This is a genomic window from Ruegeria sp. AD5 (genome assembly GCF_056542345.1).
The window spans coordinates 1,126,430-1,140,085 of record NZ_JBQFZR010000001.1; the positions used below are offsets into that span (position 1 = coordinate 1,126,430).

The following is a 13,656-nucleotide window of genomic DNA, read 5'->3' on the forward strand; positions in this document are numbered from 1 at the left end:
TCAGGCCAGCGAAAGAGTTTTAGCTATATTGGAAAGATGACATTGCGCGGGATTATTGCGCGTTCACCTTGTCTTCCAGGAACCTCTTGAAGATTTCCACGCCTTTGGCGTTGCCCTCGGATGCGGCTGCAACCTGCGGCCACACTTCGGCAATGGATTTCTCGCGCATACGAGCAACTTCTTCATCGCTCAGCTCGATTACTTCACCACCGGCATCGCGCAGGATTTGAAGCGCTTCTTCGACACCTTCCGCATGCATGCGGCTGGTTTCGAAATAGGTTTCTTCGAAAACTCCGTTGATCTTTTCGCGCTGCCAGTCGGTCAGGGCGTTCCAGCTCTGCAGGTTGATAAAGATCTCCTGGTGCTGAGCAGGGTTCCAGCCGGGCATGATCGCATAGTCGATAACCTCCTGGAACGACATGTCATCGATGCCGCCTGTATCCCAGTAGGTGCCTTCGATGGTGCCCAGTTTGATTGCGGTGTAAATCTCACCACCGTTCATCGAGACCGGCGCGCCGCCCATGGTCGAGTGGAAGATGGCCTGGGGTCCACCGGCGCGCATCTTGCGGCCTTCCAGATCTTCCAGTTTTTCGACCCGGAACTTGGTGAACATTGCGTTCGGTCCCTGGTTGGTCCAGCCTGCCCATTGCAGGTTCCGCGCGTTGGCGGCCTCTTGCACGATGTCCCCAACGCGGTAGTCGGGGTTGCCCCACATCACTTCCCACGCTTCTTCGGTGTTGTCGGCGCCCATGGCCATGCCAAACGCCAGCATGCCTTCGGGCATGTCGCCACCATAGACTGAACCCCAGCCCGCGTAGCCATCGGTCAGACCAGCCGCCGCTGCGCCAAAGGCCTCTGCACCACTGACCAGCGCCCCTGCGGGCTCAACACGGATTTTGACCGTGCCTTCAGTCGCTTTTTCAACTGCTTCAACCCAAGGGATCAGGCCATTGTCCCAGCCGGCATCGGTCTGGTCAAATGCGGGCTGGAAGGTCCACTCGGTTACTTCATCCGGCGGCCCATCTTGTGCGACGGCAATGCTTGCGGTCACGGCTATGGCGCCTGCCCACATGGTTGTGTGCACAAACCTGTTTGGTTTCATGTTAATTCCTCCTCGTTAGTGGATCAGTCTATTTTCGTTTGTATTTGCGGGCGCCCAGAACAGCGTGTCTAACTGCGCCCGAAGATCGTTTGCAGATCGCGGAGCAAGTGTTTCAGGACCACCAAGAGAACCATTGCGCCGCTGAGCGGGATCGCAAATTTGATCGGATAAATCGGGATCGGAATGGATGTCGGGGTCTTCTGATTAAGCATCAGAGACAGCGATGCGGCTTCGTAACCCTTCCAGATCAATGCGACCAGAAACAGGATTGCAATCGGTGCCGTCAGGACATCCAAAATCGCCTTTGACCGCTTGCTGGCGTTTGCATAAAACAGGTCGAGTTTGACGAAACTGTCATGCTGCAATGCATAGACGCCGCCGGTGCAGGCCAACAACACCATCGCAGCTTGCAATGTGGTGCCGATCCACTGGGAGGGCGCGTTCAGTACATAGCGCATGAATACGTCCGACACGCCAAACGCCATGCAATACAAGATGAGAAACCAGCCGATGCGGCCCATGACTTCTGAGATTGCGCTTGTCAGCTTTTCCAGACCACGCATCAGCATGCCAACCTCGTTGTGTTTTTCATGGATCTGGTTCTCCCTCAAAAAATCTGTGCGCTGAATTGATGTACCGGACCCTTCGCGTCGGGGTTCGGACGGACATCAGAGAAACGTCTGCTGAATCGCTGTTCACAGAGTCGACGCATATCCCACTCCTGCAAAACCATGCGAACGGTCTCCCTCCCTAGTCGCATCGAACGGCCCGGGTGATCCCTAATTTCGACATGGAACTTCCCGGATCGCTACAGCAAACGCGAAGGAGTTCGACTGAGAAAGATACAGTTGTTTGTAATAATGGGTACAGATTTCATCGCGCCAAGTGACTGTTCGATGCCGCGATTCAGTCCCGCGCGTTAAGATGTTTCAAGTTCAACAATGGCAGCGCAGGTTGCTTAAGCACATCTCAGGTCAGTATAAGTACTTTAAAAACATAGCGTTGGCTGAAGTCTCTTTTTTGAGTTATCATCAACCCGCTTTTAGTAAGAGCGCTATTGCTTTCAGCATTGCCAGTACAGAATTAGGGAATTTGGCGTCGTTTCCACTTTGCATGGAGCACTTGAAAACATGGATACAGTTTGCAAATCGCGTCGCAGAATTTGCGACTAGAGCCTGACAGGACATGACACAACGGTTGAGCATCGACAAAACTCAGTCCAGCGGTTTGCGAGATCAGATCGTCTCGCAGATTTCACGACTCATTTTTGAAGGTTTGATGCCGTCTGGACTAAAGCTTGCCTCATGTCGGGGGTTGGCGCGGGATCTCGATGTTTCGATCAATACGGTCGTCGCGGCTTATCGAAAGCTTGAAGAAGAGCAACTGATCGAGGCCCGGCCCCGCTCGGGTTATTATGTCTGCTCTGACGTAGGGATTCGCACGGACGGTGATGCGATTGGGCGAACCAGCACCAGACAGCGCACATCGATTGGCCAGAAACTGAACAAATTGCGCCGCACCGAAGAGATCGAAACCATCCAGCGCCCAAATGACTGGTACAAGTACGACTATCCGTTTGTGTGCAACCAAATCGATGATGGCGCATTCCCGGTTGCGGATTGGCGCGAATGCACTCGGTTGGCCATGAATCGAAAGCACCTGAAAATCTGGTCTGCGGACGGGCTGTACGAGGATTGCTTTGAACTTATCGAGCAGGTCCGGCAGCGCATCCTGCCCCGTCGCGGTATTTTTGAACCCAGCGATTCAATCCTGATCACATTGGGTTCGCAAAACGGGTTATTTATCACCAGCCTGTTGTTCGGCGGGCGCGATAAAACTGCGGTTATGGAGGATCCGGGATATCCGGATGCACGCAAGATCCTTCAGGCAAATTTTGGGAATGTAAGGTTTCAACCCATTGATAGCGAGGGTCTGATCGTCGATGAACGTCTGCGCGAGGCTGACCTGGTATTCGTAACCCCTAACCGCCAGCACCCAACCACCGTTACGATGTCCGAGCGCCGCCGCAAGGCCTTGCTGCAGGCCGCTGAAGAGTATGATTTTTACATAGTCGAAGACGATTACGAATGCGATGTGGATTACCGGCATTCTACTTTGCTGCCGCTGCGCAGTCTGGATGACACGGATCGACTGATCTATTTGGGCAGCCTTTCCAAAGGTCTTTCACCAGGTTTGCGCCTGGGGTATCTGGCGGCTGCGCCAGAATTTATTGACGCCGCGCGCGATTGCCGGGGAATGATGATGCGCCATCCGCCGATGATTCTTCAGCACACTGCTGCCGCGTTTATTAACTTGGGGTACTATGATGGCTTGTTGCGCAGGGTTCGCCAGAATTATGAGCTGCGCTGGCATCTGGCTGATACGACGATCCGTGAAAAGCTACCCCATTTCCTGAAAACGGGCGAATTTGGCGGAACGGTTTTTGTGCTTTCTGATCCCGAGGCCCGGTTGGATGCCATGACGATATGTCAAGCCGCCCTAAAACGCGGTGTTATTGTGGAGCCGATCGGGCCCTGTTTTTCAAATAAAACCGCAGGGAGATACCACTTTCGTCTTGGCGTCTCGTCAATCCAACCCGGTTCTATCCGAAAAGGGATTGAGCTGTTGTCCGAAGTGATTTCAGACCTACGCGCAACAAACTCGTAATGTACCAGGGCGGGAGGCAAACCAATAGTCCGCAAGCTTAAAAAGATTGATCGATGGTTCAATCTCCGACAGCTGAGTTTTCCCCCCACAGCATACGTGACACCAGGCTGGCTAGAAGGCTCAGGACGTACCAAGTCAGCAGAAAGCCGACGCATTCCAGGGCGAATGACCCCCATTTGTAGAATAGGTCAGCAATAACAAAGGCGATAAGTAGCCAGGGGGCTTCCTGCCGCAAGAATGACTTTACGCCTTGTGATTTAATCGCTCTGTGCATGATGTATATCCCTGAATTATAAATGGTTATAATGTTTTAGACGATAACGGGCGGATGGCGACGTGGTGCGTCATAGCGCTGCTGTGCGAACCAGGTCATGGTTGGTTCGATGTCAGTTTGGGTGTTCCCGCCCTGCAGCGTGTACCCGGCTGCCAGCCAGGTGAAGCCATCATCGGCAACCTCGGAACAGTTGGTGTAGTCGCCCCATTTTCCCAGACCCGGAGTGTCTGTGCCACGTCGAGCGAGGGCCAGCCGCCAAGTCAGATCGATATCGTCGTATGAGCCAACAACATGGCTCGGATGCAAATTCCCACCACCCGCAAAGACCGAAAGCCCTACATCACCAACCCGGTTTACAGCTGTTGAGGGGTAGGCGAACGCGATCTGACTGTTCCAGATATCTGGTTCGTCAATCAATGACATGGTTGCTTCGTCAATGCGGACGGTCCTGACGAAAGGGAGTGGCCTGTTGGTCTGACGATTAGCTGTCCACATAAAGCCCAGAACGCCGCGTCCCAGCCAACCAGCCATAATGCGTGGATCAGTGCGCGACATCCAGTCGCCACCGGTGGTCAGCGCGGAATAATTGCCTGCGGACCAAGGCGTGACATCGATGTCGAATTCATCTACGTCCGAGGCGTTCTCGGCCCATCTGAATACGCGGATCTGCGAGTTCGTGTTGTGGCTGGCAAAGTACATCGCGCCGCGTGCGCCTTGTACGCAGCGCAGAGAGAAGTTGTCTTCTGTTTCGAATATGTCGAATGATAGCGTTGCCGCGGTCGCCAGTTCGTCCAGTGAAATCCGCAGAATGACCGAGCGGGTAAACTGGTTAGCCCCGGCCGAGAACACATTGGTGCCCGCATACATATAGTTTTCGGACAACGAAACGTGGTTATAGTCGAACCACTCATTGTTCCACGCGGGATCAAGCCCGGCGGGGGTGAAATCCCAAATGTTCCATGTGTCGTTCCCCAAGGTGCGCCCTTGTTTGACCGCAACCCGCAGTGTGTTGGTGCCCCCCTGTTCGATATATTGAAGCAGCCAGATAAGCAGATCCCGGCTTGGGTCGTAAATCGTGGTCTGGTCGCAGCAAAACCCCCCGTCAACAGGTGGGAACAACGTGAAAGGGCTCATGTGAGACCAGCTTTGGCCGCCGTCCAGTGACCGACTTGCATACCAGTTGCCAGTGGCCAGAATCTGACCTCCGTTGCTGGAAACTGTCGGCTCGCCCACAGTAGAGGTTTGGCCGTTAGTATCGAAATCCGTAAGGTTTATTGTGTTGAAAATCCTGGGCTGATGGGTCGAGGGCATAGCAGCCTCCGTAATCTATTCATGTCAAAAAATGCGCGTAATTGATTAGTAATCCAGTTCTGTCGGATCAGCGTCATTGCCGGATTGATCCGAATTATCTTCTTCCAAAGCAGGCCCGCCCTTTTTGCGAGTTTTTGAGACGCGCTCATCGCGTTCGCTCAGCATTTGCGGGGTCATGAGGCCTGACGCCCCGGCCCGTTCGCTCAGGGCGGAATGGGCCGATGGTTGTGGTCTCACCTCAAGTGTGCCCTTTCGGGTCGTTCGCTTTCCACGTGCTTGATTTGCCATTCAACTCTCCTATCCGTTCGTCAAGAAACGCATCCGAATTCGCAGGTCGTCGGATGGTGTTGAATGTATTTAACATAGCAGATTTGCCCCGACTCTTCAATTGAGCCGGCTCGATGCGGGTCTCGCTTTGCTTGAATACGCGCGCTAAAGCGGCACCATCCGCGATAAGCGCCCCGATAGCGGGAACAGGCAAGCCTGCAATGAATGATAGATATCCGGTTTGCCGCCAAAGATGGATGTCACGATGTCACCGGATTCATCCACCGCCGGGAACCAGCCGCCATGTTGGTGATCCACGAACGTTTCATTCGCAAAGGTCCAGAGTTTTCTGTACCAAATTTCATCCTCTTGCCTTTTATCCAGTGCGATCAGGGCTCCAACCGCACCAATGGCTTCAGCTACTGGCCACCAGAACCGCGACGCATTTGCGACCCGACCCCCAAAATCCAGCGTATATGCCATGCCGCCGCCGGGCAGCCATGCATCCTTGAGGGCCTGCTCAATCAATCGTCGCGATGACTCGGGCGCGCCCGAGTTTGGTCGGCCCGATAAATCCCAATGCTGCAGCTGAAGTCGCCCAAGCTCGAATGAATGGCCCGGGGTCGTGCCTGCGGGACGAAACATCGGGTCACCGGCATAGCCTCGGTCAATCTGCCAATCTGAAGTGAAATGCTCGGGCAAGCGCCAGTTTTCAGCAGGTGCGATCCGGCCGATAAAGAAATCCAGAATACGACCGGCGCGGGTAAGATAGATTTCGTCGCCTGTCGCCTCAAAGGCTGCAAGCAGTGCCTCAACTCCGTGCATATTCGCGTTCATTCCGCGATATGTGGAAAACGGCGTCCAATCGCGGTTCCATTCGTCGCGGAACAACCCGGTCTCATCATCCCAGAAATGTGTATCAAGGATATCCCGGATTTCGGCCAGCAGTTTGTCAGCTTCCGAGTGCCCTAACTGTTTTGCGCTTGAGGCAGCGAGCAGAACAAAGACATGCCCGTAGGCAAGTTTGCGATCATCCTTGATGTTGTCGCCATCCAAAGCCCAAAGGTATCCGGCGTGATCCCGGTCTTTGTGGTGGCTGTTGAGGTAGGCCATACCGTGATCGATGATCCGCTCTGCGCCTTGAAATTCAATCAGATGCCCCAGAGCGTAAGAATGCACTAGGCGTGTAGTCGTGTGCAGTTCCTGCAATGTGTTTGGCAGCGGGCTGCCATCATGGTCGAGGATGAAAAATCCTGGCTCGGTCCGACAACTTGCGCTGAAAAACGCCAACTGTCGCATAGCCTGATCTTTCAACCACGTGCGGTGTTCAGATGTATCAAGCCAAAAGCCCGGTTCGGAATGCGGGCCGGGTGGCAGAGGCAAGGTGTTGTCCATATTCTTCATCTCGCTTGAGGGACCATTCGGAATCGAACGAAAAAGCGCTGCAAAGCGCCAGTCGCCAATGAACCAAACACCGCGCACGAAGGCAATCGGCAAACCCGCACCGGACTGTCAGGGGTTGCCGTTCAGCCGTCGCAGTTGGCGGAAAACTCTTGGTAACTGCTTCAGGTTAATAGGTTAATCCCGGCCAGAATTACCACGGCGATGAACAACGTCTCCACTATGATGAGGGCGATTGCGGCTGCACCGACCGACAGGATCTGTTTAAGGTTTGTCTTCATCCCAACAGCTGCGATCGCAACAAGCAACAACCATCGAGAGCATTGGCTTAGAAATTCTGAAATCGCTGGCGGGATCAATCCGAATGAGGATGCCGCAGCGAGAACCAGAAATCCTAACACGAATCCCGGCAACAGCGGTGGACGTTTCCCGTCTTCGTCCATTTCAGCAAAGCCACGAATAATCAGTGAAGCGACCAAAACCACCGGTGCCAGCATCGCCACGCGGAACAATTTTACCAGCGTCGCTGTATCTCCGGTTTGTTCCGAGATCGAAAATCCCGCGCCGACAACCTGAGCCACATCATGGATGGTGCCACCCAGAAACACACCGCCCGCAATCTCGTTCATCCCCAATGTGCGTACCAGGATCGGATAGGCGATCATGGCGATGGTGGACAAAACGGTCACGCCCATGACCGTAAAAATCAGACGCTCTTCCGAGCGTTCGTCCTTGGGCAGGATTGCACTGATCGCCATTGCCGCCGATGCACCGCAAATTGCAACCGAACCGGCGGTCAGAAAGGCAAAGCGCCATTTGTGGCCAAAAAAACGAGCTACGGACAGGCCAAATCCTATGGTCAACAGCACTCCGACGATCACAAGGGCAATCAGGTCCCAGCCCAGACCCAGCATCAGGGTCATCGACACGCGCACACCCAGCAAGGCCACGCCAAGGCGCAGAAGTGTGCGTGCGGCGAATCCGATCCCCTCAACGGTTTTTCCTTCTTCGCCCAGAAAGCTGACCGCAATCCCCAAAAGAAGGGCAAGCAGCATGGCCGGGGTAGCATAATGCTCGGACAGGAACTTGGCGGCGACGGCAACGGTTACGGCGATCATGACGCCGGGAAAGAGCGTGCGAACACGCTCCTTGCTCCGCTCGGTGAGGGATAGGGCTGAAGGATCGGCGGACGCCATAACGGATGGTCCTTTGTTTGTAATGAATGGGTCGCGGGCCTGCGCGATAAAGCAGGCGGGCTGCCGAGTTTAGGGTTCGCGCGCCTGCAGGATGGTCACCGCGATGATCTGCGTCACATCTTCCGCGCTGCATCCGCGCGATAGATCATTGGCCGGTTTGGCGAGCCCCTGCAAAACCGGACCGATCGCCAGATAACCGCCCAGCCGTTGAGTCATCTTGTACCCGATATTTCCGGCATCCAGATTTGGGAAAATCTTGACGTTCGACTGACCCGCGACCGAGGACCCGGGGGATTTTCGCTCACCAATCGACGGCACGAAGGCGGCATCGAATTGCAGCTCGCCATCCACATTCAACTCTGGGTGTTTCGCCCGCAGTATTTCTGTCGCGTTGACGACCTTGTCCACCGCTGGGTGTTGGGCGCTGCCTTTTGTTGAGAAACTCAACATCGCGATCTTTGGCTCTTCCTGCAGCAATGCCCGCGCGGACACCGCTGAAGCGGCCGCAATGTTTGCCAGTTCTTCGGATGTCGGATCGATCACCAAGCCGCAATCTGAATAGAGCATGGCGCGAGCGCCCTCAGCGGCGGCCTCGGGTGGGTACATCAGGAAGAACGAGGATACCATTCCAACATCGGGCTTCATTCCAATAACCTGGATGGCAGTTCTGACCACATCGCCTGTGGTATGGACCGCCCCGCCCACGGTTCCTGTTGCGTGCCCCATTCGCACCAGCATCGCGGCATAGACCAGCGGCGATTCTGCGGCTTTGCGTGCCTTGGCTTCATCGACACCTTTGTGTTTGCGCAGAGAATAATACTCGGCCGCAAAAGCGTCAGTCAGTTCCGAATGCGCAGGATCATGGATGGCAATACCGTCCCCGGTTGAGCCACCCTCTGCCGCGAGCGCCGCTTTAACGTCGGCCTCAGGTCCAACGAGAATAATATTGGCCAGACCAGCCTTATGGGCGGCTAATCCTCCGGCAACAATGCGGGGATCGGTGCCTTCGCTCAGCGCTACAATTGGGCGGGTTTCCGAGGCACTGGCCGCCAACAGCTCGATCGGTGTTTTCGTCATGCGTCTCGGTTCCTGAACTGTTGTTAATCGGCGTCAGAACAGGTGCCTTGAGGTTAACGATGATCGTTTTGGCGCTGTTCTGATTTCGTTTCTTGATTGCTTGGTTCTGGTTCACCGTCAAGCTGTTGCCGATAGGTCCAGAATCGCCATCTGGCTATAGGCGGCGGCTACTCTGGACTTACTGTTCACTTGATCAGAACCTTGGCGGGTTTAGTCCGGCCTGAAACCAGTTGATGAAAGTAACAATAGAAAACACTGGCAAACCAGTCGCCTGCTGTATGTCCGCCGCGTAAGGGCACATGTTTGTACATTCCAGTACAATTGCACCAAGGTCGGGATTGCCCGCTTGCAGCGCAAGCGCTGCTTCGACATTGTCGTCGCGGGCTTTGTCCACATCCAGCGTCAATGCGTTTTCGAGAATAGCGGTTGTGAATTCGCTGCCGCCTTCGGTGGTGCCAATTGGAGTTCCGTCGGGGACCTGTGCCTTTCGCAGGTGCTCATCCGTAAGTGTTGAGGCGGAGATGGTTAGAATGCCGGCGCGCTTTCCTGCAGGAAGGATACGGTTCACCATATCGACCTGCATCATCGAGGACGTCGCGACCGGAACAGGAACCGCCTCGGCCAGTTCATCCTGAAACAGCGAAAGAAAGCCGCAATTGGTGGTGATCCCGTCTACTCCGTCTTTGACAAGTTCCCGTGCGGCATCGATGAACGCTCCAAGCATTCCTTCAGCACCTTGTCGGACCACAAGATCAGGCGAGGCGTTGCGCACGATGCGATAGAGCACGGGAAACGGCCATGTCCGAGCGTTGCCCATATCACCGGGAATACGTGGAAACTGTGCGTCCAACATCAGGATGCCGACAGATGCGCCGTATATGGATTTTCCGCCCTGCGCGATCATGACTGCGCCTCCTGAATGATGCGGGTCGAGATATCGTCCGACCCTTCCATATAGATGCTTGATATCCCATGGCGCACCGCGTCCTGCACCTGATCCATCCGCTTGTTGATATGGGTGCCCAAAGCCTGCGCGGCCTCATCAGCGTCGCGGTTCATCAAGGCCTGCATGACGCGCTTATGTTCGTCTTTTGAGCGTTGGACCCGGTCCAGACTCATGGAAATCCATCGGATATAGCGAATGCGCTCATTAATCCGCATCAGGGTTTGCAGCAATTCCATGTTGCCAGACAGCCGGGCGATGCCCAGATGAAACGCTTCATCTCGCGTGACGGCCTCTTCAACGGTAAGCCCGGTGATATCGATACCCGTCGCATAAAGCTCATCGCAGAGCGCCTGCAGTTGTTCTGCTGAAGCCTTGGTGCAAGCAGCGCGGACCGCAGCGGTTTCGATGATCTGGCGCAGCTCGAAAAGATCGAACACAGTTTGTGCATCCAGTGGGCGGCAAAAGAAACCCTGACCCGGACGGAAGTCGAACAAACGCTCGGCGACCAGTCTGTTCAGAGCTTCGCGTAGTGGTGTGCGGCTGACACCCAAGTCCTTTGACAGTGCCACCTCGTTCAAACGATCGCCAGGGCGCAGTCGAAATGAAACCGCCATGGCCTTCACCTTTTCATAGATATCATCAACGCGTGGACCCGCCATTGGTACTGCCTTTTGATCGCTTGCTCACAGGTGCCACAGCCAAGTCTTGAAATCAATATACAAAACTGTATACAGATCTGTGTGCAGAGTTAGTTAAAGGAATCGCAGACCATGACGGGAACGAATTATCTGTCCGGCGCCGAGGCAATGGTGCGCATGCTTGAGGCGCATAGCGTGAAGCACATGTTTGGCCTGTGCGGAGATACAACTTTGCCATTCTATGATGCGCTGGCTCGCATGGATCACGGTATTCAACACATTCTGACGCGGGATGAACGTCATGCGGCCTACATGGCGGATGGTTATGCAAGGGTGACAGGTAAGCCGGGTGTCTGCGAAGGCCCGTCTGGAGGCGGGGCGACATACATCCTACCTGGGGTGGTCGAAGCCAACGAAAGCTCGGTTCCTATTCTTGCGATCACCTCGGATGTGGCGACAACCAGCCGGGGAAAGTACCCGCTGACCGAATTGGACCAACCCGCGCTGTTCAAGCCGCTGGCCAAGTGGAATGCGTCGCTGGATGACGCCACACGATTGCCGGCCATGGTTCGGGCGGCATTCCGTGCAATGACCACCGGTACACCTGGGGCCACACATCTTGCCTTGCCCTTCGATACTCAGAAAGCGCCGGTGGACGAGGCAGAGATCTGGGCGGATGCAAGACATCGCAGCTATCCGGCGGAACGTGCAGGCCCCGACATGGATGCGGTCGAGGCGGCAGCAGAGATACTTTCAAAGTCTAAATCCGCTGTAGCCGTTTGTGGCGGTGGACCCGTTCTATCAGGGGCAAGCGACGCACTGCGCCGGGTTGCGGGACTGTTGGATATGCCTGTCGCCACGACCGTGTCGGGGCAGGGCTCGATTGCCGAGACAGACTCGCTCGCGCTTGGTGTTGTCGGATCGAATGGCGGGGTGCCTGCCACCCGCGCTGTGGTAGATGCGGCGGATGTCGTTCTGTTCATCGGATGTCGCGCAGGATCCGTCACGACCGAGCGCTGGAGAAGCCCTGCGCGCGATGCCACCATCATTCATATCGACAGTGACCCGATGGTGATCGGAGCCAACTATCCGACCGAAGTCGCTATTTGTGCCGACGCGCGTCTCGCGCTGGAGGCATTGGCGGACGCATTGGCGGCACGCCAAGACCTGTCCAGGCTGGGCGGGGCGGCCAAATCAAACGCGGCATGGGCGGCCAAATTAGCTGCGTTCGCCCCGCTTGCAGCCAGCCGAGAAACGCCGATCCGGCCCGAGGCTGTCATGGCTTCGCTAATGGATATCCTGGATGACGATGCAATTGTTGTCGCTGATCCCGGCACGCCGTGCCCCTATTTCAGCGCGCACTACCGCTGGCGGAAACCGGGGCGGCATTTCATCACCAACCGGGCGCATGGGGCGTTGGGGTATTCATTGGGTGCTGCAATGGGTGCGCATATTGGACGGCCTTCGGTCAAGACCTTGTCGGTGATGGGTGACGGTTCATTCGGCTTTACCTGTGGTGAGTTCGAAACCATGGTGCGGCACAACATGCCGATCACCTCGATAGTATTCTCGAACTCGGTCTTTGGCTGGATCAAGGCCGGACAGGACGCAGGGTTTGGGCAGAGATACTACAATGTTGATTTCAACCGCACCGACCACGCCGCTGTTGCAAGCGCCTTTGGTGTGAAATCATGGACTGTCAAAGATCCCGAAGACCTGTCCAAAGTTCTGAAACAGGCTATCGAGCATGATGGCCCGACATTGGTCGACATTCACTCACAACCGCTTCACGAGGCCGCTGCACCGGTTTCGGAATGGGTGGCATAAGAGGCGATCGAAGGGGTTAGCTGCGCCAGAAAATCCTGTGCAATCGTTGATAGTGGTCGCCCTTTCGCGGTGATAATGGCCAGATCAAGCATCACAGCCGGTCGGAAGGGGCGGGTTTGATACCCGCTCTCGTCGTCAAAGGTGACAGTGAAGGGATCGATCATCGCGACCCCCATACCCTGCTTGACGAAACTCAGCAGGTTTTCTGACAGATGGGTGTGAATCTGGGTCCGCCAGGCGCGCCCTGCAGATTGGAAGACGTCCCGAGTTCGTCGGTGGGTTTGATGCTCTGGCCCCATCACGATGAATGGTTCGTTTTCTAGAATTTCAGGTGTGAGTACATCATAATCTGCCAAAGGGCTGGTTTCCGGAAAGGTCGCCAGCGTTTCGAACTCAAAGACCTGATAGTTCAGTGTGTCATGCAGAATGGGCATCTCGACAATGCCGATCTCAAACAGGCCAGAGATTACCCATTCTTGAATCTTCGAGGAATACTGCGACTGAAAACTCACCGACAGGTTCGGGCGGCTTTCTGCGAAGCGAGCGATCTCACGCGGCATGAAGCCGAAGGATAGCAGATGTGGTGCGGCGATCTGCAATTGACCCGGATGCTTGTTCTGCAGATCCGTGACCGCCTGCGCTACGTGATCCAGCCCCCGAACAACCGTATCAACCTCGCGGTATAGAAGTTCAGCTTCTGGCGTAGGCAGCAACCGGCCTTTGTTGCGTTCAAACAGCGGCAAACGCGCTTCGCGCTCTAGCTGTGCCAACAGATTGCTGATCCCGGGCTGTGAAATCCCAAGCACCGAGGCCGCACCCGTGACAGTGCCGGTTTCCATGATGGCGTGAAAAGCCTGTAGCTGACGAAATCGCAGGGACATCGCTATAGTATCATTTTTCCTGATGACCTCTAGATAATATAGTATTTGAAATGATATCCTCGTCAAGGC

Annotated in this window: 12 protein-coding genes; 2 read left to right on the forward strand and 10 right to left on the reverse strand. The window is 55.3% G+C overall.

Annotation, left to right across the window (positions count from 1 at the left end; all coding sequences use genetic code 11):
* Window positions 1–52: 52 nt before the first annotated feature.
* Both ACR0JG_RS05695 and ACR0JG_RS05700 read right to left on the reverse strand, forming a co-directional pair.
* Window positions 53–1,102: a TRAP transporter substrate-binding protein gene (locus ACR0JG_RS05695; RefSeq protein ID WP_480568028.1), complete on the reverse strand. Its 1,050-nt coding sequence runs from the start codon at window positions 1,100–1,102 to the stop codon at window positions 53–55.
* 68 nt (window positions 1,103–1,170) lie between these two features.
* Window positions 1,171–1,671, reverse strand: coding sequence for a TRAP transporter small permease subunit (locus tag ACR0JG_RS05700; protein ID WP_170393772.1), 501 nt, complete (start codon window positions 1,669–1,671; stop codon window positions 1,171–1,173).
* A 616-nt stretch (window positions 1,672–2,287) separates the two neighbouring features.
* Between ACR0JG_RS05700 and ACR0JG_RS05705 the strand changes: the two genes are divergently transcribed.
* A complete protein-coding gene (locus tag ACR0JG_RS05705) occupies window positions 2,288–3,769 on the forward strand; it encodes an aminotransferase-like domain-containing protein (protein WP_170393774.1) in 1,482 nt (493 codons plus the stop codon).
* A 310-nt stretch (window positions 3,770–4,079) separates the two neighbouring features.
* On the opposite strand, the gene ACR0JG_RS05710 is transcribed toward ACR0JG_RS05705, so the two are convergent.
* The 7 genes from ACR0JG_RS05710 to ACR0JG_RS05740 all read right to left on the reverse strand — a co-directional run bounded on the left by ACR0JG_RS05710 (window position 4,080) and on the right by ACR0JG_RS05740 (window position 10,900).
* On the reverse strand, window positions 4,080–5,354 hold the full coding sequence (locus tag ACR0JG_RS05710) for a hypothetical protein (protein ID WP_480568030.1): 1,275 nt from the start codon (window positions 5,352–5,354) through the stop codon (window positions 4,080–4,082).
* A gap of 45 nt (window positions 5,355–5,399) precedes the next feature.
* On the reverse strand, window positions 5,400–5,642 hold the full coding sequence (locus ACR0JG_RS05715) for a hypothetical protein (RefSeq protein WP_170393778.1): 243 nt from the start codon (window positions 5,640–5,642) through the stop codon (window positions 5,400–5,402).
* Window positions 5,643–5,786: 144 nt separating this feature from the next.
* Entirely contained in the window at window positions 5,787–7,025 is a 1,239-nt protein-coding gene (locus tag ACR0JG_RS05720) for an AGE family epimerase/isomerase (protein ID WP_480568032.1), read from the reverse strand.
* A gap of 161 nt (window positions 7,026–7,186) precedes the next feature.
* Complete coding sequence (locus ACR0JG_RS05725; protein ID WP_170596697.1) at window positions 7,187–8,218, reverse strand: putative sulfate exporter family transporter; 1,032 nt, start codon at window positions 8,216–8,218, stop codon at window positions 7,187–7,189.
* A gap of 69 nt (window positions 8,219–8,287) precedes the next feature.
* Window positions 8,288–9,295, reverse strand: coding sequence for a phosphate acetyltransferase (pta, locus tag ACR0JG_RS05730; protein ID WP_480562262.1), 1,008 nt, complete (start codon window positions 9,293–9,295; stop codon window positions 8,288–8,290).
* A gap of 193 nt (window positions 9,296–9,488) precedes the next feature.
* Window positions 9,489–10,199: an aspartate/glutamate racemase family protein gene (locus ACR0JG_RS05735; RefSeq protein ID WP_170509055.1), complete on the reverse strand. Its 711-nt coding sequence runs from the start codon at window positions 10,197–10,199 to the stop codon at window positions 9,489–9,491.
* Window positions 10,196–10,900: a GntR family transcriptional regulator gene (locus tag ACR0JG_RS05740; RefSeq protein ID WP_480568034.1), complete on the reverse strand. Its 705-nt coding sequence runs from the start codon at window positions 10,898–10,900 to the stop codon at window positions 10,196–10,198. The genes ACR0JG_RS05735 and ACR0JG_RS05740 overlap by 4 nt, the downstream gene beginning before the upstream one ends.
* 111 nt (window positions 10,901–11,011) lie before the next feature.
* Here ACR0JG_RS05740 and ACR0JG_RS05745 point away from each other — a divergent pair, with 111 nt between their 5' ends.
* Window positions 11,012–12,706, forward strand: coding sequence for a thiamine pyrophosphate-binding protein (locus tag ACR0JG_RS05745; RefSeq protein ID WP_480568036.1), 1,695 nt, complete (start codon window positions 11,012–11,014; stop codon window positions 12,704–12,706).
* On the opposite strand, the gene ACR0JG_RS05750 is transcribed toward ACR0JG_RS05745, so the two are convergent.
* Window positions 12,667–13,587 carry a LysR family transcriptional regulator gene (locus ACR0JG_RS05750; protein WP_480568038.1) on the reverse strand — a complete coding sequence of 307 codons (921 nt, stop codon included), beginning with the start codon at window positions 13,585–13,587 and terminating at the stop codon, window positions 12,667–12,669. The two genes, ACR0JG_RS05745 and ACR0JG_RS05750, sit on opposite strands and share 40 nt — an antisense overlap.
* Window positions 13,588–13,656 lie beyond the last annotated feature (69 nt).

What these genes read in the sequence shown, in the direction of transcription:
- ACR0JG_RS05710 (WP_480568030.1), bottom strand. Translation starts at nt 5,354, where the DNA reads ATGCCCTCGACCCATCAGCCCAGGATTTTCAACACAATAAACCTTACG.
- ACR0JG_RS05745 (WP_480568036.1), top strand. Translation starts at nt 11,012, where the DNA reads ATGACGGGAACGAATTATCTGTCCGGCGCCGAGGCAATGGTGCGCATG.
- ACR0JG_RS05705 (WP_170393774.1), top strand. Translation starts at nt 2,288, where the DNA reads ATGACACAACGGTTGAGCATCGACAAAACTCAGTCCAGCGGTTTGCGA.
- ACR0JG_RS05740 (WP_480568034.1), bottom strand. Translation starts at nt 10,900, where the DNA reads ATGGCGGGTCCACGCGTTGATGATATCTATGAAAAGGTGAAGGCCATG.
- ACR0JG_RS05695 (WP_480568028.1), bottom strand. Translation starts at nt 1,102, where the DNA reads ATGAAACCAAACAGGTTTGTGCACACAACCATGTGGGCAGGCGCCATA.
- ACR0JG_RS05715 (WP_170393778.1), bottom strand. Translation starts at nt 5,642, where the DNA reads ATGGCAAATCAAGCACGTGGAAAGCGAACGACCCGAAAGGGCACACTT.
- ACR0JG_RS05700 (WP_170393772.1), bottom strand. Translation starts at nt 1,671, where the DNA reads ATGCTGATGCGTGGTCTGGAAAAGCTGACAAGCGCAATCTCAGAAGTC.
- ACR0JG_RS05735 (WP_170509055.1), bottom strand. Translation starts at nt 10,199, where the DNA reads ATGATCGCGCAGGGCGGAAAATCCATATACGGCGCATCTGTCGGCATC.
- pta (WP_480562262.1), bottom strand. Translation starts at nt 9,295, where the DNA reads ATGACGAAAACACCGATCGAGCTGTTGGCGGCCAGTGCCTCGGAAACC.
- ACR0JG_RS05720 (WP_480568032.1), bottom strand. Translation starts at nt 7,025, where the DNA reads ATGAAGAATATGGACAACACCTTGCCTCTGCCACCCGGCCCGCATTCC.
- ACR0JG_RS05725 (WP_170596697.1), bottom strand. Translation starts at nt 8,218, where the DNA reads ATGGCGTCCGCCGATCCTTCAGCCCTATCCCTCACCGAGCGGAGCAAG.
- ACR0JG_RS05750 (WP_480568038.1), bottom strand. Translation starts at nt 13,587, where the DNA reads ATGTCCCTGCGATTTCGTCAGCTACAGGCTTTTCACGCCATCATGGAA.